The sequence below is a fragment of the Mesorhizobium sp. ISC15 genome (assembly GCF_037162615.1).
GTDB classification, from domain to species: Bacteria; Pseudomonadota; Alphaproteobacteria; order Rhizobiales; family Rhizobiaceae; genus Mesorhizobium; species Mesorhizobium mediterraneum.
Genome location: NZ_JAVSPX010000001.1, coordinates 2592350 through 2616483 on the forward strand (window position 1 = coordinate 2592350; position 24134 = coordinate 2616483).

General features: G+C 62.7%; 21 protein-coding genes. 7 read left to right on the forward strand and 14 right to left on the reverse strand.

Annotated features, from left to right (window positions below; all coding sequences use genetic code 11):
* Nucleotides 1-11: 11 nt before the first annotated feature.
* Entirely contained in the window at nucleotides 12-1262 is a 1251-nt protein-coding gene (oiaX, locus tag RPG13_RS12490; RefSeq protein ID WP_292651100.1) for a 3-oxo-isoapionate-4-phosphate decarboxylase OiaX, read from the reverse strand.
* Nucleotides 1263-1403: 141 nt separating this feature from the next.
* On the opposite strand from oiaX, the gene RPG13_RS12495 reads away from it, so the two are divergent.
* Nucleotides 1404-2117, forward strand: a complete 714-nt coding sequence (locus RPG13_RS12495; protein ID WP_095483858.1) for a transcriptional regulator NanR — start codon at nucleotides 1404-1406, stop codon at nucleotides 2115-2117.
* Nucleotides 2118-2119: 2 nt separating this feature from the next.
* Here RPG13_RS12495 and apnL read toward each other — a convergent pair whose 3' ends face one another.
* From apnL to mtnK, 9 genes are all read right to left on the reverse strand, one after another.
* Nucleotides 2120-3958, reverse strand: a complete 1839-nt coding sequence (gene apnL / locus RPG13_RS12500; RefSeq protein ID WP_337125138.1) for a D-apionate lactonase — start codon at nucleotides 3956-3958, stop codon at nucleotides 2120-2122.
* Nucleotides 3955-4989 (reverse strand): Gfo/Idh/MocA family protein, encoded by a 1035-nt coding sequence (locus RPG13_RS12505; RefSeq protein ID WP_095483860.1) that lies wholly within the window; start codon nucleotides 4987-4989, stop codon nucleotides 3955-3957. Before RPG13_RS12505 ends, apnL begins: the two co-directional genes overlap by 4 nt.
* Nucleotides 4990-4991: 2 nt before the next feature.
* Entirely contained in the window at nucleotides 4992-6056 is a 1065-nt protein-coding gene (locus tag RPG13_RS12510; RefSeq protein ID WP_127205350.1) for an ABC transporter permease, read from the reverse strand.
* Nucleotides 6049-7605, reverse strand: a complete 1557-nt coding sequence (locus RPG13_RS12515; RefSeq protein WP_095483862.1) for a sugar ABC transporter ATP-binding protein — start codon at nucleotides 7603-7605, stop codon at nucleotides 6049-6051. Before RPG13_RS12515 ends, RPG13_RS12510 begins: the two co-directional genes overlap by 8 nt.
* Nucleotides 7602-8246: a DUF2291 family protein gene (locus tag RPG13_RS12520; RefSeq protein ID WP_337125139.1), complete on the reverse strand. Its 645-nt coding sequence runs from the start codon at nucleotides 8244-8246 to the stop codon at nucleotides 7602-7604. Before RPG13_RS12520 ends, RPG13_RS12515 begins: the two co-directional genes overlap by 4 nt.
* Before the next feature lie 94 nt (nucleotides 8247-8340).
* Nucleotides 8341-9282, reverse strand: a complete 942-nt coding sequence (locus RPG13_RS12525; protein ID WP_095483864.1) for a D-ribose ABC transporter substrate-binding protein — start codon at nucleotides 9280-9282, stop codon at nucleotides 8341-8343.
* Between the two features lie 299 nt (nucleotides 9283-9581).
* Complete coding sequence (locus RPG13_RS12530) at nucleotides 9582-10409, reverse strand: phosphogluconate dehydrogenase C-terminal domain-containing protein (RefSeq protein WP_126103378.1); 828 nt, start codon at nucleotides 10407-10409, stop codon at nucleotides 9582-9584.
* A gap of 350 nt (nucleotides 10410-10759) precedes the next feature.
* Nucleotides 10760-11851 carry an S-methyl-5-thioribose-1-phosphate isomerase gene (gene mtnA / locus RPG13_RS12535; RefSeq protein ID WP_337125140.1) on the reverse strand — a complete coding sequence of 364 codons (1092 nt, stop codon included), beginning with the start codon at nucleotides 11849-11851 and terminating at the stop codon, nucleotides 10760-10762.
* Entirely contained in the window at nucleotides 11848-13119 is a 1272-nt protein-coding gene (gene mtnK / locus RPG13_RS12540) for an S-methyl-5-thioribose kinase (protein WP_337125141.1), read from the reverse strand. The genes mtnA and mtnK overlap by 4 nt, the downstream gene beginning before the upstream one ends.
* A gap of 135 nt (nucleotides 13120-13254) precedes the next feature.
* Between mtnK and RPG13_RS12545 the strand changes: the two genes are divergently transcribed.
* The 3 genes from RPG13_RS12545 (at nucleotide 13255) to RPG13_RS12555 (ending at nucleotide 16938) form a co-directional block, all read left to right on the forward strand.
* Nucleotides 13255-14766 (forward strand): sugar ABC transporter ATP-binding protein, encoded by a 1512-nt coding sequence (locus tag RPG13_RS12545; protein ID WP_337125142.1) that lies wholly within the window; start codon nucleotides 13255-13257, stop codon nucleotides 14764-14766.
* Nucleotides 14767-14801: 35 nt separating this feature from the next.
* Entirely contained in the window at nucleotides 14802-15821 is a 1020-nt protein-coding gene (locus tag RPG13_RS12550; RefSeq protein WP_245461494.1) for an ABC transporter permease, read from the forward strand.
* A 61-nt stretch (nucleotides 15822-15882) separates the two neighbouring features.
* A complete protein-coding gene (locus RPG13_RS12555) occupies nucleotides 15883-16938 on the forward strand; it encodes a substrate-binding domain-containing protein (RefSeq protein ID WP_095483870.1) in 1056 nt (351 codons plus the stop codon).
* A gap of 70 nt (nucleotides 16939-17008) precedes the next feature.
* Here RPG13_RS12555 and RPG13_RS12560 read toward each other — a convergent pair whose 3' ends face one another.
* Both RPG13_RS12560 and RPG13_RS12565 read right to left on the reverse strand, forming a co-directional pair.
* Nucleotides 17009-19063 carry a bifunctional aldolase/short-chain dehydrogenase gene (locus RPG13_RS12560; protein ID WP_337125143.1) on the reverse strand — a complete coding sequence of 685 codons (2055 nt, stop codon included), beginning with the start codon at nucleotides 19061-19063 and terminating at the stop codon, nucleotides 17009-17011.
* Between the two features lie 88 nt (nucleotides 19064-19151).
* Entirely contained in the window at nucleotides 19152-20117 is a 966-nt protein-coding gene (locus RPG13_RS12565; protein WP_337125144.1) for a sugar-binding transcriptional regulator, read from the reverse strand.
* A gap of 190 nt (nucleotides 20118-20307) precedes the next feature.
* On the opposite strand from RPG13_RS12565, the gene RPG13_RS12570 reads away from it, so the two are divergent.
* From RPG13_RS12570 to RPG13_RS12580, 3 genes are all read left to right on the forward strand, one after another.
* Entirely contained in the window at nucleotides 20308-21948 is a 1641-nt protein-coding gene (locus tag RPG13_RS12570) for an acyl-CoA synthetase (protein ID WP_292651045.1), read from the forward strand.
* A gap of 108 nt (nucleotides 21949-22056) precedes the next feature.
* The gene (locus RPG13_RS12575) at nucleotides 22057-22467 is read left to right on the forward strand and encodes a YybH family protein (RefSeq protein WP_206072922.1); all 411 of its coding nucleotides are present in this window, start codon (nucleotides 22057-22059) and stop codon (nucleotides 22465-22467) included.
* 111 nt (nucleotides 22468-22578) lie between these two features.
* A complete protein-coding gene (locus RPG13_RS12580; RefSeq protein WP_095483874.1) occupies nucleotides 22579-23097 on the forward strand; it encodes a DUF417 family protein in 519 nt (172 codons plus the stop codon).
* Between the two features lie 130 nt (nucleotides 23098-23227).
* On the opposite strand, the gene RPG13_RS12585 is transcribed toward RPG13_RS12580, so the two are convergent.
* The gene (locus RPG13_RS12585) at nucleotides 23228-23599 is read right to left on the reverse strand and encodes a PhzF family phenazine biosynthesis protein (protein WP_337125145.1); all 372 of its coding nucleotides are present in this window, start codon (nucleotides 23597-23599) and stop codon (nucleotides 23228-23230) included.
* Entirely contained in the window at nucleotides 23556-24125 is a 570-nt protein-coding gene (locus RPG13_RS12590; protein WP_337125146.1) for a PhzF family phenazine biosynthesis protein, read from the reverse strand. Before RPG13_RS12590 ends, RPG13_RS12585 begins: the two co-directional genes overlap by 44 nt.
* Between the last annotated feature and the right edge of the window lie 9 nt (nucleotides 24126-24134).

The window sequence follows — 24134 nt, forward strand, 5'->3', positions numbered from 1 at the left end:
CGTCGCTTTGCTCAGGCCGCTTTGCCATCGCCGAACTTTTCGATCGACCGCGCCAGTTCCGGATGGGTCAGGGCGAACTCCGCCAGCGGAATGCCCTCGACCGCCGCCTGCCAGGCTTGCTGCACGGCGCGGACGCCGGCGCCTGGCCCGTCCGGATGGCTGACGATGCCGCCGCCGCAGAGGTAAAGGAGATCGACCGTTCGGCCGGTTCGCTCGAAGGTTTCCGGGGCCTGTCCGCCCCATTGGCCGGAGCCGGCGACCGGCAGTGCGCAATCATCAGCCGAAAAGATCGGCGTGGTCACCGCCTTGAAGGATTCGACGAATGACCAGTCCGGCTCCCAATATTTCGAGGCGATGCCGTTGATCTGGAACTGATCGACGCCGAGCAGCCGCCAGAACTGCTGCCAGACCTTGAAATCCATGCCGAGGCCCGGGTGCCGGGTGAGGATGTCCCAGCCGTTGCGGTGAGCGTGCAGCACCAGGCTGGAGCGCTTTCTGAGGAAGGCCATGCCGCCGAAGCCGACGGAATTGATGTTGACCACTGCGCAATTGCCGCCGGCCTTCGCCACCAGATCGTGGTTTCGCATCATCTCGTCAGGGTCGGCATGCGAGATGCCGAAAGCATACATGACCTTCTTGCCGGTCTTCTGCTCGTGGTCGAGGACGAGCGGCATGATTGCCTTGACCCGTTCCGACAAAGGCGAATAGGCCGGGCTCATCAGCTTCTCGTCGTCCTTGATGAAGTCGACGCCGGCGGCGATCAGCTCACCGACCATCTCCGCCGTCTCGTGCGGCCGAAGCCCCAGCGCAGGCTTGACGATCGTCCCGATGATCGGGCGGTGCTCAACGCCGGTCAGTTGGCGGCTGCCGGCGACGCCGAACTGCGGACCTGGATGCGCTGCCCGGTATTCCTCCGGCAGCTTCATGTCGACGACGCGAATGCCGGACAGGCCCTTGATCGAAAAGGCGCCGCCGATGGCGATGGTCATCAGCGCCGAAAGGTCGGTGCCGATGGCGTCGAGCGGAAACGCGATGTCGACATCGGCGCGCTTGAAGGGTCCGTCGCTGGCCTCGGGAAGGGACGGGCGATCGCCGTCCGGCAGAGGCCGTATCGCCAGGACGCGCGCCGCTACCCGCGCCTTGAGCTCTTCGGTCTCGCCGGCCAGCGCGACGAAGGTTCCGGTCGACTGGTCGCTGGCGATCTTGGCCGCCAGCGCCTCGATGCTAGCCGAGGTCTCGATGCGATAGGTGAGGGTGATCATAGTTCGAAAAAAGTTCCCTGATCTTCGAAATCTGGTATAATGAGTACATAAGTATTGCAAGCGATATCCGCTTGGGCAGACATTCCGGGAATCGTGGCGACAATGCTAAACAGACACCGGTCAAAGGAGTGATTCGCGACGATGAACCGTTCGGAGCCGATCGTCCGGCGCAAGCTTTCCGACGAAGTATTTTTGAGACTGAAGCGCTTGATCACCAGCGGCGAATTGCTGCCGGGCGATGACATGCCGTCGGAGCGTGAGCTGATGGAGCGCTTCGAGGTCGGCAGGCCAGCGATCCGCGAAGCGATGCAGGCGTTGAGCAATATGGGTCTCGTGGCGATCTCGCATGGCGAGCGGGCGAAAGTGCTTCAGCTGACCGCCAAGTCGATCATCAAACAGGTCGACGGCGCGGCCAAGATCATCCTGTCGTCGTCGAAGGACACGCTGGAGCACCTCAAGAACGCGCGCATCTTCTTCGAGCGCGGCATGGTCAGGGAAGCCGCAGAAAAAGCCACTGCCGAGGACGTTCAGCGGTTGCGGGCAACCGTTGCCGAACAGCGGAGCTTTCGCGGCGATTCCGAGGCCTTCATATCGGCCGACATGAAGTTTCATACCCAGATCGCGGCAATATCCGGCAACCCGATCTATGTTGCGGTCAGCGAAGCGATGCTGGGCTGGCTGAAGGAATATCATACCGAAATGCTGATCTGGACCGGCAAGGAAAAGTTCACGCTGACCGAGCATGAAGAGATCATCGGGCGCATCGAGCAGAAGGATGCGGACGGCGCCGAGAAGGCGATGATCAAGCACCTCGAGCGCTCGCGCGCGCTCTATGTGATGAATTCCGGCAACTGATTTCACCCGATCCGAGTGATCGCGTAAGGCGTCATCACAAGGTGGCGTCGTTCGAACCCGGAAATATCGACCGTCACTTCGCTCGCCGTCAGGTTCGCTAGCCACATGACGGTCTTGCCCGAGGCAGAACGGGCTGCCAGCGTGAGCACCCGCGTCTCATCGCTCGTCCTCGCCGCTACGTGCCTGAAGCCGGCCAGTTGGCAAAGCCCCTGCACGGACTGGAAGATCGGCCGGGGTTCATCTTCGCCGACAGGTTCCCCGGATGCCGCCAGCACGCCAAATGGTCCGGTGAAGCTGCAAAGCGTGAGCATCTCCAGCCCGGCCGGCGCGACACGCGCGGCGTAGCCGATCGTCCATGCTGCCGCGAACTGGCCTGCATGGCGTGGATCGCGGTCGGCCATGGCGATGCGCTGACCTTGCAGATTGGCCTTGGTCGCGCCGCCATAGGGTTTCTGCCGCATGGCGATGGTCGACGGGCCGATCCGGTAGGGTGTTGGCCCGAAGATCGCCCGCGTCGAGGCGGTGATGAAAGGCAGCGCCTCCAACGATTGCATGACGCTGAGATCGTCGGCGGCGTGCACGATCGGGCAGGTGCAATGGGTGACGAAATCGAGCTGGCCGGCCGGGACGCGCTTACGGTTCAACTCAGTGAAATAGCTGAACATGCCGCCACCGAGGCGGATATCGGGAAAGGCGCGGCGGGCGGCAGAATAGATGTCTTCGAGCGGCGGGCATTCAGGCCATGCGCTGCCCGGCGGCGTCGACTGCCGGTCGACCGAAGGCGAAACGGCTATGGCCGAAAGCTTCAGCCCGGCCTGGCGGACCATGCCGGCGACGCCTGAAAGCTCCGCGTCGAGATCGCCGACGCAGGAAACGACGCATTCGAGCGTCGTCTTGGCCGGATAGGCGGCGGCGAGCCGGGCATAGGACTGCAAGGCGTCGAGGCCGTGGCCGCGCGTCGGATCATAATGGAACATCAACTGTTGCGGGCCGAGCGCGGACAGTGTCGGCAGGTTTGCAAGCGCCGTCTCGCCCTCGTCCGGGTAGATGATCACGCCGATATCCGGCAGCGCCGGTCCGGCTTCGCCGAGCTCGACGCGGATTGGCTCGGCGGTTGCGGCGGCAGCCGGCACTTTCCCGTCGCCGGACACACGCAGGCTGACCGTCTGGCGCAGCATCTCGCCGGCAGGCAGTATGTAGGGCCATGGCAGCGCGAGCGGCCGGACATAGGTCTTGTAGGACGCATCCGACCAGTTGCGCTGGTCCTCCATCTCGAACACGTCGCCTTCCATCCGGCATTCGGCGGTGACGCCGGGCCGGACCTCATGGGTGATCGCCCGCAAATCCTTGAAAGGCTGCCAAGGGTCGATCAGGTCGGGAAGCTTTGTTTCCACCATGCTGCCGTCGGTGTGCTCGACCGTGACCTGGCTGCCGGCCAGGCCGGCGATCGGATGCAGGATGCAGAAGCCGCAGCGATTGGTCTCGAAATCGCTTTCGGGAAGCGCGCTCACGTCGAAAACCAGCTGGCCGTCGGCGGAACCTTCGATCGTCGCGCGAAAGTCGAGCCGGCTTCCCTCCGGTCCGACACAGCTTGCCGAATAGCTGACAGTGAAAGTATCGGAGCCCTGGTCGATGACTAAATCCGTGAGCGCCGGCTCGTAGGTGCCCCAGTCGCGATCCCTGACGATATAGGCGATGGCACGCAGCACTTCGATGCCGCCATGGCGGATGGTCCGTAGATTGCCGTTGGCGAAGTCGGCGGTGAGCGCGCCGGCGCGCAGCCTGACAGGGTCGGCCTCGACCGCGCGCGTGCCATAGAGGAGGAAGGCGTCGGCGGTCATCTCAGCAAAGCGTCGAGCTGCACCGGTTCACGGCTCGCAGCACCCGCATAGGCAGCCTCGACCAGCGCGAAAGTCTTGAGGTTGTCGGCGCCCGAGGTTGCCGGCTCGGTTTTGTTCGCCAGGCAGTCGACCCAGTGCTTTTGAATGGCGACGACGCTTTCCTGTATGTTGTGCCACGGCCGCGATGCCCAGGGCAGCAGCGGCGGCGAGACGTCGCTTACCACCGTTCCGTTCCTGCCGGTGACGGTAAGCCGGTAATTCTGCTCAAGCCGGATCGTGCCGTCGCTGCCGTCGATCTCGACCAGCGTCTGCGGAAACGGCTCGGTCACGAGCTTGGTCGCATAGCTGCAATCGACCACAGACGTTGCGCCGCTCTTGTGGTCCATCAGCATGGTAGCGACGTCCTCGCCGGCGATCTCAGGATTAATGCGAGCGGTGCGTGTCGTGATCGTCAAAACGTCGCCCAGCAGAAAGCGGGCAATGTCGAGACTGTGGATGCCGAGGTCCTCGATGATGAAGCGCTTTCCCGTTGCCAGATATGGCTGGCCGGAAAACACGTCATAGGCCGAGCGGAACGAGATCCGTCCGAAGAAGGGTGTGCCGATTTCACCGCTGTCTAGCGCAGCACGCACCGCCTGGATCGGTGATTGCCAGCGAAAATTTTCATGCACCATCAACGGCACGCCGGCGTCAGTGCAGGCCTTCACCATGGCCTTGGCGTCGGCAAGCGTCGGCGCGAACGGTTTTTGGCAGATTGCCGGAACGCGGTGCCGCGCAGCCATCTCGACAAGCGGACGGTGGCTCGGCGCGGTGGTGGCAATATCGACGAAATCGAGGCTTTCGCCGGCAAAAAGTGCCGCCGCGTCGGTGTAGCGCCGCGTGATGCCGAACTGGTCGCCGACGACCTTGAGCCGCTCCGGATCGCGGTCGCAAATGGCGATGATCGACGCACCGGCGATGTCGCGCCAGGCGTGCATCTGGTTGACGGCGAAGAAGCCGCAGCCGATCAGGGCTCCCCGCAGCTCCGCCATGCTCAGCCCGCCTTTGCCATCTGCATCAGTGTAACGCGCTGTTGCAGCCGGCGCTGCGCCTGGTCGACGACGACGGCGACGATGATGACGAGACCCTTGATGACCATCTGCCAGAACGAGCTTACGCCCATCATGACCAGTCCGTCGGAGAGGATGCCGATGACGAAGGCGCCGACGATGGTGCCGCCGATCGTGCCGCGGCCACCCGACATCGAGGTGCCGCCGAGCACCGCCGCTGCGATGGCGTTGAGCTCGAAACTTTCGCCGGTCGCCGGGTGCGAGGCCATCAGTTCGGACGAGATGATCAGGCCGACGATCGCCGCGCAGAAACCGGAGAACATGTAGACGAACATCTTCACCATGTTGACCCGGACGCCCGAAATCCGCGCCGCCCGCTCGTTGCCGCCGACGGCGAAGATGTGGCGGCCGAGCGGGGTGTATTTGGCGAGATAGGCCGCCCCAAGTGCTACGACGACAAGAATCCATATCGAGACCGGCAGGCCGAGCAGCCGGCCGGCGCCGAGGAAGCCGAAGCCCGTCGTGCCCAGATCGGGCTTGCCGACAAGGTTCGGGAAGGTGCGGCCGTCGGACGACAGCAGCGCCAGGCCGCGCGCGACATAGAGCACGCCGAGCGTGGCGATGAACGGCGCGACGTTCAGCCTGGTGATCAGCAATCCATTGACGGCGCCGATCAATATGCCGACCGCCAGCGTGATCAGCGCGATCTCGAAGACGTTGAAATAGATCGTGTAGCCGACCTGCAGGTCGATGCCGTTGAGCACGAGATAGCCGGCGACCATGCCGCAAAGACCGACGATCGAGCCGACCGACAGGTCGATGCCTCCGGTGATGATGACGAAGGTCATGCCCATGGCCAGGAACGCGTTCAGCGCCACGTGTTTCGACATCAGGATCAGGTTGGCGGCCGACAGGAAATTCGGTGCCGCGATCGAGAAGAAGATCAGGACGGCGATCAGCGCGATGAACGTCCTCGCCTTCATCAGCGTCAGCAGGACGGAGCCGTTCGAGGCGGAGGCAACAGCCGCCTTGGCCGGGATGTCAGTCATGGGCGGTGTTCTCCGTGTGCGGGACCGGTCCGTGGCCAAGCGCCGATGCGGCGACGAGTGCCGCCTCCGTCGCCTCGGCGCGATCGAACATGCCGGTCAGTTTTCCATTGCTCATCACCGCGATCCGGTCGGACAGCGCCATCACCTCGTCGAGATCGGAGGTGGCGAACAGTATGCCCAGTCCGTCGCGGGACAGTTTGCGCATGGTGCGAAAGACGTCGGCCTTGGCGCCAACGTCGATGCCGCGGCTCGGCTCGTCCATCAGCAGCACCTTCGGTCCGGTGAGCAGCGCCTTGCCGATCACCACCTTCTGCTGATTGCCGCCCGACAGCGACGAGACCTCTTGCGCCGGATTGGCGACCTTGATCGCCAGCTCCCGCACCATCTGCGTCACCGCCTGGTTTTCCTTGGCGCCGCTGATATGGAACAGGCGCACAAACCGCGACAGGCTGGCCAGCGTCAGGTTGCTGGCGACGGAGAGTATCGACACCAGCCCTTCGCGCTGGCGGTCCTCGGGGATCAGCGCCAGTCCGCGCCGGATGCGGCGCGTCGTATCACGTTCTTTCACTTTCTTGCCGGCAATGAAGATCGCCCCGGTGGCATGGCCGTGGCGACCCATGATGCAGTCGAACAGCTCGCTGCGCCCGGCGCCCATCAGGCCATAGATGCCGAGGATCTCGCCGGTGCGCAGCGACAGCGAGACATGATCGACCGCAAGCCCGCCGGTCACGCGTGGCAGGCAGATGTCCTCGGCGCGGAAGATCTCTTCGCCCGGAACATGGCCGTCGGCCTTGGCGAAGTCCTTGGCGTCCGAGCCGATCATCTGCCGCACGATCCATCGCGTGTCGACATTTTTCATCTTCTCTTGGCCGGTGATCCGTCCATCGCGCAGCACGGTGATGTAGTCGCCGATGCGGATCAGTTCCTCGAGCCGGTGCGAGATGTAGACGATCGCCACGCCGCGCGCCTTGAGGTCGGCAATCACTTTGAACAGGATTTCGACTTCCGCCGCACTCAGTGCCGAGGTCGGTTCGTCCATGATCAGGATGCGCGCATCAAGCGAAACCGCCTTGGCGATCTCGACCAGCTGCTGCTGGCCGATGCGCAGGTCCTCGACCAGCATGTCGGGCCGGATGCCGGCTTCCAGGCGCTCGAGGAATTCCGCCGCGCGGCGCTCCTGTTCTCTGCTGTCGATCTTGCGGAACCGGTTGGTGATCTCGCGGGTGGCGAAAATGTTTTCGGCGACCGTCAGGTTGCCGAACAGGTTAAGCTCCTGGAACACCATGCCGATGCCGCGGTTCACCGCGTCGCCGGATGACGAGAAGAAAACCTCCTCGCCCTCCAGGAGTATGCGGCCGAGCGTCGGCTGTTCGACGCCGGCGATGATCTTCATCAGCGTCGATTTGCCGGCGCCGTTCTCGCCGACCAGCACGTTGACCGCGCCCTTGCGCACCTCAAAATTCGCGCGCTTGACCGCGACGGTGCCCGAATAGACCTTCGAGACGTCTTCCAGCTTCAGGATGACATCATGATCGATGGCGGCATTCATGGCTTCGGCCCGATCTCTGCCTCCGCCGGCGTCACCAGCGGCAGGTCCTGGCCGCTGCCCATGACATAGGCGCCGACAATCCTAACGCTCCGGCCTTCCAGCGCTTCGCGCGGCAGCTTGGAAAGCACTGTCTTGTCGGCATGGATGTTAAACGCCTTGCCGAACTGGGCGAAGTCGATCTGGTTGGTGAAATCGTTGAACTGGATGAAATCGAGACTGTCGCGCAGCGCGGTGCCACGCATCGCGGGTCCGATCTGCACCCGTGCATCGGCCTTGCCGTCGCCGTCGGCATCAACGTCCATGGTCGCCGCGCGCGATTGCGTGTTTGCGGCGACCACCTTGCCTTCAAGACGAACCGCGAAGGTCCACGGCGAATTCGCCTGCTTCTTTGGATTGCCGTATTTGGCGCCGGCAGCCGCTGGATCGGCTTTCGCCAGGGCGTGAACCTCGGGAAACGATCCGGCCTTCTGCTGGAGATAGGGCACGACCTTGGCAGCCCAGATATCACCGACCATCTTGTCCGCATTGAAGGCAGGGGCGTTGCCGCCGTTTTCCCCGGACGGTGTCGGCAGGATTTTGCAGGCGGTCAGGCTGATGCCGAGTATCGCGGCAAGGATCGGCCAAGTCTGCTTGTTCAACATGTCGGCTTGTTCGGCATGGCGGTCAGGGGCACCCAGGAAATGGAAGCAAGGGACGAGCCGGAAGCTCGTCCCTTGCGATTGATATCACGCCGGCTCAGTTGGTCAGCGCGAAGGTTTCCAGCTTGGCGGCATTGTCGCCATTGATCAGGACGCAGTCCATCAGCTGCTTTTCCTCGGCCGGAGACTTCTTGTTCTTGATGAAGTCGTTGGCCTGCTCGACTGCCATCTGCGCCTGCGCATAGGCCGGCTGCAGGACTGTGGCCTTGATGCCGCCTGAGGCGATCGAGTCGCGAACGTCGTTCGATCCGTCGAAGCCGACGACGATGACGTCTTTGCGTCCGGCGGCAGCGAGCGCGGCATAGGCGCCCATCGCCATCGTGTCGTTGCCGGAGATCACGCCTTTGATGTCAGGATTGGCCTGGAGGATCGATTCCATCTTGGAATAGGCCTCGGTCTGGCTCCAGTTGGCCGACTGCTGCGCCACCATCTTGAGATCCGGATAGTCGTCGATGACGTCGTGATAGCCCTTGGAGCGGATGCCGGCATTGGTGTCGGATTCCTTGCCGACCAGCTCGACGAAATTGCCCTTCTCGCCCATCAGCTTGACGAACTCCTGCGCGCCGAGCTGGGCGCCCTGGTAGTTGTTCGAGACGATCTGCGCGACGGCGACCCCGGTGGCGTTGATCTCGCGGTCGATCAGGAAGGACGGAACGCCGGCGTCCTTGGCTTTCTGCACGGCGGCGACGGTGGCGTCGGCGCCGGCATTGTCGAGGATAATCGCCTTGGCGCCGCGGCCGATCGCCGTGTCGATCAGCTCGGACTGCTTGTTGGCGTCGTCGTCATGGACGAGCACCAGCGCTTCGTAACCGAGTTCCTTGGCCTTGGCTTCAGCGCCGACGGCTTCGGCCTTGAAGAACGGATTGTCGTGCGAAGGCGTGATAATGGCAATGAGATCCGCCGCATAAGCGGGTGCGGCCGTGCCGAGCGCCAGCATGCCAGCAAAAGCCGCAAGCGTCATTCTGCGAGTGAGTTTCATGATTTCCTCCCGTTTTGAAAAACTATGCCTTGATCAACCCAAGGCTGCTGTCTGCATGCAATTCATTTAGATGGCTCGGGCGCGGATAGACTGGGTTCAAAGCCGTTTGCCGGTTCATCTCAACGGAACGTCGCTCCCCAGCCATCCTCCACCCCGGCCCGAATTTGCTTCGAAGCCTGAATGTCCTAGCCACCATACAGCTAAGCCAACTGGTATAATGAGTCAATCACTAATTCAGATGACATGTGTCGGCACGCCCGCGACTTTCCTTCTCCCCTCGGGAGAAGGAAAAGGTCATCTCAGGTAATCCGCTGAATGCTTGCCGCAATCTCTTCCGGCTCGAAGACCCGCTTCCAGTCGTCGCGCATCAAGACCGGCTTGCCGAACTCGATGGCCTTGTTGCAGGCGTCGGAGAACACGCCCTTGGTTTCACCGAAGATGACGGCGCCGAGCACGTTCATGTGGCCAAGCAGGAAGTCGAGCGCCGCCTGCTGGTCGACGCCGCGCGCGACGACCTCGTCGACGGCTTCCTTCATGACGACGAGCAGCGAGGCGCAGACAGTCTCCGAAAGGCCCGGCTCGAGCAGCGCCATCTGGTCGACTGTGACGCGATGCGACCGCATCACCGGGGCCCAGATGATCTTAGCGATCGCTTCACCCTTGGCGAAATCTTCCTCGGGGCCCTGCATCAGCGCGCTGACCATATGCTGCTTGGCCTTGACGCCGCCGAAATAGTCTTTCTTGGCCGCCATGTCGGTCTCGTCGTTGAAAATCGGCGGATGGCAGGGATGGGTGACGAAATAGGTCAGATCCGGCCGCTTCGGCAAATGGCCGGCGAAAGGTGCCGCGGCGTCCAGCACGACCACCATCGTGCCAGCAGCAAGCTTGCTCTCGATGCTGGCCGCGACCTTGCCGATATGGGTGTCGGGAACCGCCAGGATCACCACCTCGGCGCTATCAAGGGCTTCATCGGCGCTGACCGCGTCGATGCCCAGCCCCGTCTTTAGTCGCTCGCAGCCGGCATCGCTGACCTCGACATGGCGTATCGTATAGGGAGAGCCGCGAAAATTGGTCGACAGGCGGTAACCCATTTTGCCGCCGGCGCCAAACAGCGCAATCGTTGTCATCTAGCCGTACTCCTGATCTCCAACGATGGCCCTGCCGATCGTCATCTTAGTAGCTGGTATAATCACCCTACCATATTTTGGCAACCGGATAGGAATCGGATGCGGCCAGTTTCGGCCGGCCCCTTCGTCAGTGCCTTTGGTTGTTATCGCATCGATGGACGATCGCCTCGCCTTAGCCGGCTGCCGGCGAGGCGAGTATCAGGATGTCAGGCAGAATCGTCCGCCGTCAAAATGCCGGCTGTCAGAAAATGAGCTACTCTGGATGCACCCAAGCAGCGCCCCTGCCACGGATATGGGCAGCTGGCCTCGCTTATCCGCTGATGCCGCTTTCGAAAGTCAATGAAGCCGAATCAGCGTCCGGGAAACATTGCCTTCAAGCCTTCGCGCGAGGCCTTGGCGACACCGCGTTCCGTGATCAATCCGGTGACCAGTCGCGCCGGCGTCACGTCGAAGGCCGGGTTTGCCGCGGGCGTCGTCTCCGGCGAGATGCGGACCTGCGCAATCTCGCCACTCGCGGTCTTGCCCCAGACCAGCGAGACCTCGTCGCTGGAGCGCTGCTCGATCGGGATTTCGGCCAGCCCGTCACCCACCGTCCAGTCGATGGTCGGCGAGGGCAGCGCGACGTAGAACGGCACGTCGTTATCCGCCGCGGCCAGCGCCTTCAAATAGGTGCCGATCTTGTTGCAGACATCGCCGTCGGCGGTGGTGCGGTCGGTGCCGACGATGACCATGTCGATCTCGCCGCGCTGCATCAGATGCCCGCCGGCATTGTCGACGATCAGCGTGTGCGGCACGCCGTGGCCGGCCATTTCCCATGCTGTCAGCTGGGCGCCTTGGTTGCGTGGGCGCGTTTCGTCGACATAGACGTGAACGGGAATGCCCGCTTCCGTTGCCAAATAAATCGGCGCCGTGGCGGTGCCGTAGTCGACGGTGGCCAGCCAGCCGGCATTGCAGTGGGTCAGGATGTTGACCGGCTCGCCCGGCTGCTTGCGCGCCACGATTTCCTTGATTATTTCAAGCCCATTGGCGCCGATGGCGCGGTTGAGGCTGACATCCTCGTCGGCGATTTCGCCTGCGCGCCGGTAAGCAGCCTCGGCGCGTTGCCCAGATGGAAGCGGCCGCAGGAAATTGCGCATCTCGTCGAGCGCCCAGCGCAGATTGATCGCCGTCGGGCGCGTTTCGTGCAAGACCTCCCAAACGCCGTCGAGTGCTGCATCCGAAGGGTCGTCGGCCATCTGAATGGCGACGCCATAGGCAGCGGTGACGCCGATCAGCGGTGCGCCGCGCACCCACATGTCGCGGATCGCGGTGGCGATGCCGGCAACGGTGCTGACTTTCTCCATGCGGAAATCATGCGGCAGCCAGCGCTGGTCGATGATCTCCACCGAACGCCCGTCGTCGCTCAGCCAGATGGTGCGATAGTGGCGGTCGCCGACGTTCAAATCCTGTTCTCCCGTTCGATCAGCGCGGCCAATTTGTTGACCTCATCGATGCTGTGAATCTGGCGCCGGTTGACGGCGATGTGACGGCCGAACTTCAGCGCCTTCGCCTCACATGTGGCGCGCAGATCCTCGTCGGCAATGGTCTCGAAATCGGCGTTGTGCGCGAGGCCCAGAATGCGCCGGTGCACCTCGACGCCGGCAAAGCCCAGCATGTCGGTCCAGACCTGATGCAGCATGTGGTCGAGCGCCTGTTCAGCGCCGAGCCTATCGCCCTGATCCTCGAAGAGGCTCTTCTGGTAGAGCATGCCCGTGCGCTCGGTCCGCCACAGATGCGAGAACTCGGTGCGGAACACCGACCATGTCTCGACCGTGACGTCGAGCAGATAGACGCGCATGGTGTCGCGCTTTCCATTTTGCTCGTGGCCGCGCTGCGAGAAGAACGCCATCCAGAAATTGGCAAGCAGCATGCCGACATCGAACGCGATCGGGCCGTAAAAGGCGAATTCGGGATCGATCATCCGCGTTTCGGTGTCAGTGACCATGATCGACCCGGAATGCAGGTCGCCATGCAGCAGCGTCTCTGCATTGGCCGCGAAGATGTGCTTCAGCCGCTGCGCCTCGACCTTGAGGTCGCGGTCGGCGCGCAGCTCGGCGACGATGCGGTCGAGCTGTGGGCTCGTATGCCGGTTCATCTTGGCATCGAAATAGGGGTCCGAGAAAACCAGGTTCTCGGTGATGTCGCAAAGCTCGACATTGTCGGCGAACAGCGCCAGATCGGCTTTGCGGTCCTTGGCCGCCATATGCAGGTCGGAGCCGCGAAACAGGGTGCGGGCCATGAACAGGCCGATGTCTCTGGCGATCTTCGGCAACTGCCGGCCTTCGATCAGCGCGCGCCGCAGGATGATGTGCGGCGACAGATATTCCATGATGATCAGCGCCTGGCCTTCGTCGAAGTGATGGATCGCCGGCACCGAACCGGGCGCTCTCGCCTGTTGTCGTGTCAGCGCATGATATTCGAAGAAGGAGCGCTTCAACGGCAGCGGCCAGCTGTCACCGACCAAGCGGACATAGGGCAGGGCCTGCTTGACGACGGCAGCACCCGTGGCGCCCTCGACGATAAAGACCAGGTTCAGATTGCCGTCGCCGACCTCGCGGACCCTCCAACGGGCCGTATCCTTGCCGATATGCGAACACAGGGCCTCGTTGGCGCCGAGGCGTGCCGCCAATGTCTCGACCGACAGTGCTTCGAATGGCAATTTCGCAGTCATCCTCACCCTCCCGCTTAGGTGCTCCATCATAGTGAAGCCATGGCGGTTGGTCCAAGCTAGGAAGCTCTCTGGCAATTGTCAATCGTGTTGACAATTGCCGGGACAGCCCCTAGCGTCACGGTCAGGGAGGAACGAATGGGCAATGATGCCGTGTTCCGCGTGGACGGCCTGAGGAAGTCCTTCGGCCATATCGAGGTGCTTGGCAGCGTCTCGCTCGATTTGCATGCCGGCGAAGTAACCGTGCTGATGGGCGCCAACGGCGCCGGAAAATCCACCCTGGTCAAGATCATCAGCGGCGTCTACGAGCGCGGTGGCGGCACGATGAGCCTCGCCGGCCAGGACTTCGCGCCCAAAACGCCAGCGGAGGCGATCCGCGTCGGCGTCGTCACAGTTCACCAGAACATCAATGACGGTGTCGTCGCCGACCTCGACGTTGCTACCAATCTGACGCTTGACAGGCTGAGCGGTAGCGGCGCGCCGACCCTGTTCAATCCGGGCCGGGTGCGTCGCGAGGCAAAGGCGGTCGCCGACCGCATGGGTCTGGCCATCGACCTGAAAGCCAGGATCAGCGATCTCTCGCTGGCCGACCGCCAGATGGTGGCGATTGCCCGCGCCATGGCGCACCAGCCGAAAGTGCTGATCCTCGATGAACCGACCTCCTCTTTGTCCAGCGCCGAAGCCGATCGGCTTTTCGCGCTGCTCGACCGGCTTCGCGAGCACGGCGTCGCGATCCTCTACATCTCGCACCGCATGTCGGACATCAGGCGGCTTGCCGACCGCATAGTATCGATGCGCGATGGCGTCATCTCAGGCGTTTTCGACCGCAAGCCGCTCGACTATGAAGGCGCGGTCAATGCCATGCTCGGCCGCAAGATCCACCTCGACCGGATCGTCGCCAGGAATTCGGCCAGGCCTGTCCTGACGATCGATGGGTTGCGGATTGCAGACGGTTCCAGGCCGATCTCGCTGACGCTCGGCGACGGCGAGGTCGTTGCCATCACCGGCCTGGTCGGCGTCGGCAAGACGGCGCTCGCTGAGACGCTGTTTGGCGTGCGCAAGCCGCTGTCCGGGACCATGGTGCTGAACGGGAAACCCTTTGCACCGGAATCGACGGGCGAGGCGATCGCTGCCGGCGTATTTCTTGTCGCCAAGGACCGGGGCGAAAACGGCATCGTCGGCGACTTCAACATCCAGGAAAATATCAGTCTCCCGTTCCACATGCGGATGTCGCGTCTCGGCGTACTCAAGCGCCGCATCGAGCGCGCCACCGCGCGCCGGCAAATCCAGGAGCTGGGCATCGTCTGCCGCTCGGAGAAAGATGAAATGTCCGCCCTTTCCGGCGGCAACCAGCAGAAGGTGATGGTCGCCCGCTGGATGTCTCAGGCCGCAAGACTGTTCATTCTGGACGAGCCGTTCCAGGGCGTCGACATTTCGGCCAGGCGCGATATCGCGGCCAAGCTGCGGGCGAGCGCGAACGGCCGTGCGACGCTGCTGTTCGTCACTGAACTTGACGAAGCGCTGGAGACCGCCGACCGCATCCTGGTGATGTCGGAGCAGACGATCGTCGGCGAGCATCGCAACGCCGACATCGACCTCGAGCGTCTGCTGGCCGAAGTGGCGGGCGGGCCGTCGCAGAGCGCGGCCTGAGAGCGGGAGATGGTGAGAATTGGAATGGAGAGGGCATGAGTTCGGGTTGGATTGAGATGGCAGCCGCGCGCGACCTTGCCATCCGCTACGGATTCATCGTTTTGCTGTTCGGGTTGATCGCCTATTTCGCCATCGCCGCCGGCGGCTTCGTCTCGCCGCAAAGTGCCGTCTTCATCTTCCAGTCGGTCGCCATCACCGGCGTGCTGGCGCTTGGCGTCACCGCCACTCTGGTCGTCGGCGGCTTCGACCTGTCGATCGGCTCGGTCGCTACCAGCGCCATGATGGCGGCAGCCTATGTCATGGTGGTGCTGGAGCAGAACGCCGTCGTCGCGGTCATCGCCTGTCTCGCGATCGGTGTCATCGTCGGCCTCATCAATGGCTGGCTGATCGTCTATATGCGCGTGCCGGACCTTCTGGCGACGCTCGGCATGATGTTCCTGCTCGTCGGCTTGCAGCGCATCCCGACCGAAGGCCGCTCGATCGCCACCGGCATGACGATGCCCGATGGCTCGGTGGCCAACGGCACGTTCAGCGCCGCCTTCCTGGCGCTTGGCCGCCACCGCTTCGATTTCTTCATCCCCAACCTCATTCCCGTTTCGGTCGTCGTCCTGCTCGTGCTTGCAGTGCTGATCTGGTTCTTTCTCGAATACACCCGTTTCGGCCGCATGATGTACGCGGTCGGCAGCAATGAGCGGGCTGCCGAGCTCGCTGGCGCGCCTGTCAAGGCATACAAAATCTGGGCCTACGTTATTTCAGGAGTTTTTGCTTCGATCGGCGGCATTTTGCTCGCTGCCCGGCTTGGACGCGGTGACATCGCCTCGGGTAATAATCTCCTGCTCGACGCTGTCGCCGCGGCGCTCATCGGCTACGCGGTCCTCGGGGCCGCCAAGCCGAACGCCTTCGGCACGGCCGTCGGTGCGGTGTTTGTCGGCGTGCTGCTGCAGGGCCTGACGATGATGAACGCGCCCTACTACACGCAGGATTTCATCAAGGGCGTGGTTCTCGTGGTTGCCCTTGTCTTCACCTTCGCCCTTTCCGGCAGGGGCAAGAGGTAGGATTTCGACAGATAGGATTTCGACCAGCTGAAATTTGAGTTCAACAAGTGGAGGAAGAAACATGAAGATCACAAGAAGACTATTGGGGGCGGCAGCGCTTGGGCTTGCCGGCGCCGCGCTGCTTATGCAGGTGCCGGCGATGGCGCAGGATAAGCCGGCGCCGTTCGATAAGCCCGGCGCCGTCAAGATCGCGCTGGTCCGCTATCTCTCGACCGGCGACTTCTTCCAGGCCTATCTGTCCGGTGTCGAAGCGCAGGCCAAGGCGCTTGGCGTCGATCTGCGCGTCCTCGACAGCCGTCAGGATGCCGCCCTTCAGGCAGACATGGTCGACCAGGCCATTGCGCTTGGCGTCCAGGGCATCATCATCCAGCACGGCCTGACGGAATCGATGAAGGAAGCCGCCCAGCGCGCGGTCGACGCCGGCATCAAGGTCGTCGCTTTCGACGTCAATGTCGAAAACCCCAAAATCCCGCAGATCGAGCAGTCCGACCGCGACCTCGCCCGCCTCGCGCTCGAACAGGCGATCAAGGACAATGGCGAGAGCTGGAAGGCCGGCTATGTCTATGTCGCCGGCATCGCGCCGCTCGACCGCCGCAACGAGACCTGGGTCGACTTCAAGAAGAAATATGCGGGCATCAACGAGGCGGCGATGTTCGGCACGCTCGACAATCCGATTGCCAATTCCGTCGCCAACCAGGCTCGTTCGGTGCTGTCGGCCAACCCCGACATCAAAGTGATGTTCGCGCCCTATGATGAATTCGCCAAGGGCGTGAAGATCGCCGTCGACGAGGCGGGATTCAACAAGGACATCAAGATCTATTCGGCCGACATTTCGACCTCCGACATCGCCGCGATGCGCGAGCCCGACAGCGCCTGGGCGGCAACCGCCGCCACCAATCCGGCCGTCGTCGGCCAGGTTTCGGTGCGCGCGCTGGCGCAGCTTTTGGCCGGCGAAGACCCCGGTCACAACGTCATCGTGCCGCCGACGTTGATCACCCAGAAGGACCTTATCGACAAGGACATCAAGAACATGGAAGACCTCTCGGCCAAGCTGCCGCAGTTCGCCCATGCCGATGTCGCGATGCCGGCCTGGATGCCGAACCCGAACGCCAAGTAGCTTTTTATCGCAGGCGAAAGAAAAGAGCGGCTTTCGGGCCGCTCTTTTTGCGTCTGGACTGTTCTTGAGCCTACCTCAACGCCGCCGCGATGTTGCCGCCATCCACCGTCGTTACATCGGCGGTGGTCCGCTCGGCCAGCGCATGATGCAGGAACGCTTGGGCCACGTCTTCGGCCGTCACTTCCTGCCCAAGCAGGTTGCCCGCCATGTACTCCTTCTCCGACACGCCGCGCGCGCCAGAACGGCTGGCGATCATGGCGTCGGTCAAAAGCCCCGAACGGATGCGGTCGGCGTTGACCGCATTCGAGCGGATGCCATGCGCGCCATAGTCGAGGGCATATTGCCTGGACAGGAACAGCGTCGCCGCCTTGGGGATGCCATAGGCGCCGAACTTCGGACCCGGATTGATTGCCTGCTTGGAGGTGTTGAACAGGAGCACGCCGCCGGTGCCCTGTTCGAGCATGATGCGCACTGCGTTCTGGGCCGCCGACTGATGGGCGAAGAAATTGAGCTCGAAGCTCTTGCGCAAAGTGGCGTCGTCGAGCTCGCCGATCCTGCCCTCCCAAGCAGCACCCGCGTTGGAAACCAGGATGTCGAGGCCGCCGAAGACGGCGACCGCCTTGTCGAACGCAGCGCGCATCTGCGCCGGATCGGTGATGTCGGCGCCGATGCCGATCGAACTGTTGCCGGCCTTCTTGGCCGCTTCCGTCGCCCTTGCCGCATCGAGATCGACGACGACGGCATGGGCGCCATTGTCGGCGAACAGCTTTGCGGTGGCGGCGCCGATCGCGCCGGCGCCGCCGGTGACCAGCATAACCTGGCCGGTCAGCGGCTTCGGCTTGTTGGAGGCGAGCTTGGCCTGCTCCAGCGACCAGTATTCGAGCGGGAACAGGTCGGCTTTGGACAGTGGACGGAAATCGCCGACTGCTTCGGCTCCACGCACCGCCTCGATCCACATCTCGCCGACGTCGGATGCGATCTTCGCATCCTTCAGCGTGCGGCCATGGCCGAACATGCCGAGGCCCGGCACCAGCGTCAGCCGCGGCATCTGGTCGAGCATCGTGCGCTTCACATCGTCGAGCGCGTCGTTGGTTTCGAAGTAGGCGCGATAGTCCTTGGCGAATTTTTCGACATGCTGGCGGATGGCGGATTTGTAGTCGCCGATCTTGTCCGCGTCGGGTGCCGGCAGCGCCATCGGTCCGGTCTTGATGCGGATCGACAGGTCGGGTGTCGATACGCCGCGCCCGGCATAGTCGGCAATCCTGGCGGAATTGATGAAATCGACGATCGCGTCCGACGTGCGGAAGTCGCCGATCATGCGGTCGAAGCGGCCTTCGCCGCGCGCTACGGCCACCGCGCCGCGCAGCATCGGCGCAATGTCCGCGGGCCCGGCAAGCCTGGCTGGCAAGGCCGATTTTTCGGCAGGCGGCTTGCCATTCCTGGCGATGAAATCCTCGGCGACGTTCACATAGTGGATCATCCGGTCGTAGGCCTGTTTAGCATCGTCGCCGAAGGTGAAAATGCCATGCTTGTCGAGGATCAGGCCTTCGACCGTCGGGTCGGCGTCGAAGACATCGGCAGCCGCCTTCGCCAGATCGAAGCCCGGCATGATGTAGGGCACGTAACCCATCTTGCTGCCGAAGACCTTCTTGCTCAACGCCTTGCTGTCGTCCTGGTCGACGATGGCCAGAATGGCGGTCGAGTGCGTGTGGTCGACGAATTTGTGCGGCAGGAAGGCGTGCAGCAGCGTCTCGACCGAAGGGTTCGGCGAAGACGGATCGATGAGGTTCCCCCGCTGCAGCGCGACCATGTCTTCGTCGGAGAGCTTTTTGAGCGACCGCGCCTTGAGCAGGGCGCCGAGCTTGACCGCCGGCAGGCCCTGCGGCTCGATCACGCCCATGTCCCAGCCGCTGCCCTTGACGCAGAGCACGTCCCATTCGTCGCCGACGAGGTCGGTGGCCTTTGTCTTGCAGGAGGTGTTGCCGCCGCCATGCAGGACAAGCCGCGGTTCGCCGCCCAGAAGCCTGGTCGTATAGACGCGCAGCGCCAGGTCGCGGGCCACACCCTTCTTTGCATAGTCGGCAACCAGCTTCTCCGCCTCGCCGTCATTCCATAGGTTCTTCATGTTCGCTTCGTCCGATTTCTCTTTTGGTTGTGAACAGGAACGCCGCGACGCTTTGATGACAATGCGCCCGCGGCGGAGTTTTGCGTATCTAGGCGACCTTTTCCGCTGCCGATCCGGCATGGTCGAGCAGCCGTCGCGCCATCCGTGCGCCGACCACCAGATGCGTGCACAGCCCACCCGCGATCGCCGCCACCAGCGGTCCGAACTTGCTGTCCTCCTGCACCACCACGAGGCGCTTTTCAATCTTGCGCAGCGATGACAGCTCTGCCGAAATGACCCGCCGGTTGTAGCTGCAGTCGAGCGCCTTGCCTTGCGCGTCGATGATCTGTCCGGCGATGACGCCGGCAGCGCCGGCACGGCGCAGCACGTCCATTTCGCTCGCAGTCAGCGCACCGCATTTGACGACATGGCTGTCGGCATCGACGGTGCCGACCGAGTACAGTGCGAGGGCGCATTCGCTAATGCCCGACAATTGCTCGCGGATCACCGGCTCGGCACGCAGGCCGCGTGCCAGTTCTTCCGTGGTCAGCACCAGCGGCGCATAGAAGTTGAGCCCCTGGGCGTTGAGCCGGCGCGCGATTTCCATGGTGCATTGGTCGGGCCGGTAGGAATAGGGGGCTCCGAGATTGCCGCAGAGTTGCACCACCGTGACGGCCTGCAGGTCGGCATAAGACATGATGTCGGCGATCGTATAGACGGTCCGCCCCCAGGCGACGCCGATGCGGTCGCCCTTCTTGACCAGCTCGAGAAAGACGCTCGCCGCCAGCACAGCGATGTCGGTCGAAGGATCGGCGACATGGCCGTTTTCCGGCGCGATCCAGACGGCATCGAGCTTCAACGCGTCTTCAAGCTTGCGTGCCAGGACGTCGTCAGTGAAAAGCTGGGTCGAGGTCGAGATGTTGACGATGCCGGTCTCGCGCGCCTTGCGCAGATACATGGCGACCGAGGCCCGGGAAATCTTGAGTTGGCTCGCCACCTGGTCCTGGCGCAGGCCATGGGCATAGTAAAGCCAGGCGGCCTTGTGAATAAGCTGTTCTGCCGGTCGGATCGCCATGCCATCTCCTCGCTGACATTATTCACGGCTCTCGACAAAAGTCAAATTGAGCAAGGGCAAACGATGCTCTTTCGTTTGCTTTATCTAGATCATCCTTGTGCCAAATGCGCTCTATCATGGCATCGTTGGTGGTGACGGGCGGAAAGCCTATGGATAGAAGATCTCGATGACGACGTTACGGGAGGACGGGATGGGCAATCCCTACGAACAGGATCTTGACAAGAATCCGGCCAACCACCAGCCGCTGACGCCGCTGACCTATCTGGAGCGGGCGGCAAAGACCTTTCCCGACCATGTCGCCATCATCCATGGCCGCCAGCGCACGACCTATCGCGATTTTTGGCGGCGGTCGCTGAAGCTTGGCTCGGCGCTCTCCAAGCGCGGCATCGGCAAGGGTGACACCGTCACCGTCATGCTGTCCAACACGCCGGCGATGCTGGAAGCGCATTTCGGCGTGCCGATGACCAAGGCGGTGCTGCATTCGCTCAACACCCGCCTCGACGCCGCGGTCATTGCCTTCCAGCTCGACCATGCCGAAACCAAGGTGCTGATCGTCGACCGCGAATTCGCAAATGTCGTCAGCGAGGCGCTGGCGCTGGCCAAGGTAAAACCGCTGGTCGTCGACTATGACGATCCCGAATACGCCACTGACGCCCCCTATCCCAAGGGCGAGCGGATCGGCACGCTCGACTACGAGGACTTTGTCGCGGGCGGCGACGAGGATTTCGCCTGGTCGATGCCAGACGACGAATGGGACGCTATTGCGCTCAACTACACGTCCGGCACGACAGGCAATCCGAAGGGCGTCGTCTATCACCATCGCGGTGCAGCACTGATGGCCTACGCCAACACCATCCATGCCGGCATGGGCAAGCATGCGGTGTATCTGTGGACGCTACCGATGTTCCACTGCAATGGCTGGTGCTTTCCATGGACGCTGGCCTTGCAGGCCGGCACCCATGTCTGCCTGCGCTGGGTGCGGCCAAAGCCGATCTACGACGCCATCGCCGATCACGGCGTCACTCATCTGTGCGGCGCGCCGGTCGTCATGTCGGTGCTGATCAATGCTGGGGAGGAGGACAAGCGGCAATTTCCGCAGGCGGTCACCTTCAACACGGCCGCGGCACCGCCGCCGGAAGCGGTGCTGTCGGGCATGGCTGATGCGGGCTTTGCGGTCATCCACCTCTATGGCCTGACCGAGACCTATGGCCCGGCCGTCGTCAACGAATGGCATGGCGAGTGGGACGGGCTCGAAAAGGGTCTCAGGGCGGCGAGGAAGGCCAGGCAAGGCGTGCGCTATGCCGCGCTCGAAGGCCTGACGGTGATGGACCCCGAGACGATGGAGGAGACGCCGGCCGACGGCGAGACGATCGGCGAGGTCATGTTCCGCGGCAACATCGTGATGAAGGGCTATCTCAAGAACCGCAAGGCGAGCGACGAGGCCTTCGCCGGCGGTTGGTTCCACTCGGGCGACCTCGGTGTCATGCATCCCGACGGCTACATCCAGCTTAAGGACCGCTCCAAGGACATCATCATTTCCGGCGGCGAGAACATCTCCTCGATCGAGGTCGAGGAGGCGCTCTACAAGCACCCTGCCGTCGCCTCCTGCGGCGTCGTTGCCAGGCCCGACGACAAATGGGGCGAGGTGCCGGTCGCCTATGTCGAGCTGAAGCCGGGCAAGATGGCGACCGGGGCCGAAATCATCGATCACTGCCGCGCTCTGCTCGCCCGCTTCAAGGTGCCGAAAGCGGTGATCTTCGCCGAAATCCCGAAGACCTCGACCGGCAAGATCCAGAAGTTCCGGCTGAGGGAGATGGCCAAGGGAGCCTAGCCACGCGAAGAGCAAAAAACATCACTCAGTGTCGGATCGAGTGCCTCCCGATCGTCCTCGCTACAGAACCAACTCGACAGAAGAGGATCTGGCAGGAGGAGAATTCTAATGGAGAACATGGAGCGTGACGCCGAGGCATATATCCGGGCGCTGATCGAGCGTTGGGCGAACGCCGTGCAGCAGCAAGACCTGGAGACAATCGTTGCGGACCACGCGACGGACCTTCTGATGTTCGATGTCCCACCGCCGAACGAACTCAGTGGAATTGAGGCCTACCGCGATAGTTGGGGTCCATTCTTCGAGCACTTCAAGCAGGGCGGCGTTTTCGCGATCGAGTGGCTGGATGTCACGGCGGGAGACCGGGTCGCTTTTGCGACCGCATTGCTGCGGTGCGGCACCAGGGAAGAGCTTGAAAGGGACCCGGCAACCCGCCTCCGGCTTACCGTCGGACTGCGGAAGGAAGGTGACCTTTGGATCATCGCTCACGAGCATCACTCATACCCTTACAAGCCGGACTGACAGCGCATCGATTAATCGAGCGACCGTGACAGCGGCGATTGGCCAGCCACTAGGGGCAAGGGATAAATTTACGACGCGGGCGGTGCAATTGGCAGTTGGAGGAGGAAACTCATGCCGGTTCTCAGAACATCAGAGCCTGAAGGTCAAGACGGGACCCTTTCTCGGCCATGGGCGCGAAGAGCCGCCGCGGTCAGGACAGCCGGGCGGATCGTCGCCCTCATCGGGGTCATACTGCCGCTTCTCATGATCGGCGGGATGAAGTTCACGGCTGTTGAGATCGAGGCGTTGAGGCCGCTAATCGGCGGCACGCCTTGGCTCGCCTGGATGTATCCGGTATTTGGTGAAGCCGGTGCTTCTTACGTGCTTGGCGTCGTCGAGATTGCGACCGCGCTTCTGCTGATTGCGTCCCCCTGGTCGGTGCGCGCCGGTGTGGCCGGCGGGGCATTGGCCGCCCTGATTTTCCTGGTCACCTGTTCGATCATGGTTGCCCTGCCGATCTGGGAGCCTACGCTGGGCTTTCCCGCGCTCGGTCCCGCCGGTCAGTTCCTGATCAAGGACATTGCGCTGCTCGGCATCGCGCTTGTCATACTGGGCGAAAGCCTGAACAGATTAAACAGATCGGCTACCTAAGCGAATCCAGTCGAAGGCGAGTGGCTTCGACTAGAAATTCCAGGAAAAGTGTGAAGCGGTTTTCCGTCCGGAATTGCGCAAAAACAAAGAGATAGAGCGGTTCGGCGTCTCCGTGAAACGATGAACCGCTCTAGATCGAAAGCGCCCCGCTCGCCACTACAATGCCGCGCCCAGAAATGCTCACTGAGCCGGCATCTACATCGACCTCAATGATGCTGGTACGTCCGAGAGCCGTGCCTTGCTCGATCTTGATTACACCGGGCGGTGCAAGACCGTGTGCCACGAGATGTGCGGCGAGCGGACCAGCCGCCGTACCGGTTGCCGGATCCTCAGAAATGCCGACGGTCGGGTTGAAAAAGCGTGCATACGCCGTGGTTCCGGGTTGTAGCGGATCGAGCGAGAAGACGTAGCAGCCTTCCCCGCCGACCTCGTCGAGCAGGTCGAAAAGCTGTTTAGCATCAGGCAAAATCCGGTCGACGGCTTCGCGATCGCGGATTGGCACCAGGAGATGGGCGGCTCCAGTCGAGACCACCTGGCAAGGCACCGATATCAGCCACTATTTCTTCGGTACGAAGGCCGAGTGCGGTGGCAAGAGCGCCAAGGTTTGAGAGCTGCCGGCCGGCCAGTGGGGCCTCTTGCTGCATAATGATCTTTTCGAGCCGTCCTTGGCTCTGCCAGATCGCCAACGGATATACCAAGTCGCCGATCTGTTGGTGGAACCATGTTGGCCCATCGCCCAGATCGAGCCGCCCTGCTGCAGCGAGCCACCACCAAGCCCCTAACGTGTTGTGGCCGCCTGCACCGAAAACCTCTACGCCCTTCGGCGTGAAAGAGCGCAACCTCCAGTCGGCGTTCGCCCGGGTCGCCGGTAAGACAAAGGTGGTCTCGGACTGGTTGAACTCACGTGCAATGTTCTGCATGAGCTCAAGCGCCAACTCGGCGCCGCCGTCGACCACCGCCAGTGAATTGCCCGTCAGCGGCTCTACCGCGAAGACATCGACGAAATGAAATGGGATTGTTCTGCTCATGTTTCCTCC

Excerpts from the sequence above, each read along its gene's own strand:
- oiaX (WP_292651100.1), bottom strand. The coding sequence starts at position 1,262 with ATGATCACCCTCACCTATCGCATCGAGACCTCGGCTAGCATCGAGGCG.
- RPG13_RS12495 (WP_095483858.1), top strand. The coding sequence starts at position 1,404 with ATGAACCGTTCGGAGCCGATCGTCCGGCGCAAGCTTTCCGACGAAGTA.
- apnL (WP_337125138.1), bottom strand. The coding sequence starts at position 3,958 with ATGACCGCCGACGCCTTCCTCCTCTATGGCACGCGCGCGGTCGAGGCC.
- RPG13_RS12505 (WP_095483860.1), bottom strand. The coding sequence starts at position 4,989 with ATGGCGGAGCTGCGGGGAGCCCTGATCGGCTGCGGCTTCTTCGCCGTC.
- RPG13_RS12510 (WP_127205350.1), bottom strand. The coding sequence starts at position 6,056 with ATGACTGACATCCCGGCCAAGGCGGCTGTTGCCTCCGCCTCGAACGGC.
- RPG13_RS12515 (WP_095483862.1), bottom strand. The coding sequence starts at position 7,605 with ATGAATGCCGCCATCGATCATGATGTCATCCTGAAGCTGGAAGACGTC.
- RPG13_RS12520 (WP_337125139.1), bottom strand. The coding sequence starts at position 8,246 with ATGTTGAACAAGCAGACTTGGCCGATCCTTGCCGCGATACTCGGCATC.
- RPG13_RS12525 (WP_095483864.1), bottom strand. The coding sequence starts at position 9,282 with ATGAAACTCACTCGCAGAATGACGCTTGCGGCTTTTGCTGGCATGCTG.
- RPG13_RS12530 (WP_126103378.1), bottom strand. The coding sequence starts at position 10,409 with ATGACAACGATTGCGCTGTTTGGCGCCGGCGGCAAAATGGGTTACCGC.
- mtnK (WP_337125141.1), bottom strand. The coding sequence starts at position 13,119 with ATGACTGCGAAATTGCCATTCGAAGCACTGTCGGTCGAGACATTGGCG.
- RPG13_RS12545 (WP_337125142.1), top strand. The coding sequence starts at position 13,255 with ATGGGCAATGATGCCGTGTTCCGCGTGGACGGCCTGAGGAAGTCCTTC.
- RPG13_RS12550 (WP_245461494.1), top strand. The coding sequence starts at position 14,802 with ATGAGTTCGGGTTGGATTGAGATGGCAGCCGCGCGCGACCTTGCCATC.
- RPG13_RS12555 (WP_095483870.1), top strand. The coding sequence starts at position 15,883 with ATGAAGATCACAAGAAGACTATTGGGGGCGGCAGCGCTTGGGCTTGCC.
- RPG13_RS12560 (WP_337125143.1), bottom strand. The coding sequence starts at position 19,063 with ATGAAGAACCTATGGAATGACGGCGAGGCGGAGAAGCTGGTTGCCGAC.
- RPG13_RS12565 (WP_337125144.1), bottom strand. The coding sequence starts at position 20,117 with ATGGCGATCCGACCGGCAGAACAGCTTATTCACAAGGCCGCCTGGCTT.
- RPG13_RS12570 (WP_292651045.1), top strand. The coding sequence starts at position 20,308 with ATGGGCAATCCCTACGAACAGGATCTTGACAAGAATCCGGCCAACCAC.
- RPG13_RS12575 (WP_206072922.1), top strand. The coding sequence starts at position 22,057 with ATGGAGAACATGGAGCGTGACGCCGAGGCATATATCCGGGCGCTGATC.
- RPG13_RS12580 (WP_095483874.1), top strand. The coding sequence starts at position 22,579 with ATGCCGGTTCTCAGAACATCAGAGCCTGAAGGTCAAGACGGGACCCTT.
- RPG13_RS12590 (WP_337125146.1), bottom strand. The coding sequence starts at position 24,125 with ATGAGCAGAACAATCCCATTTCATTTCGTCGATGTCTTCGCGGTAGAG.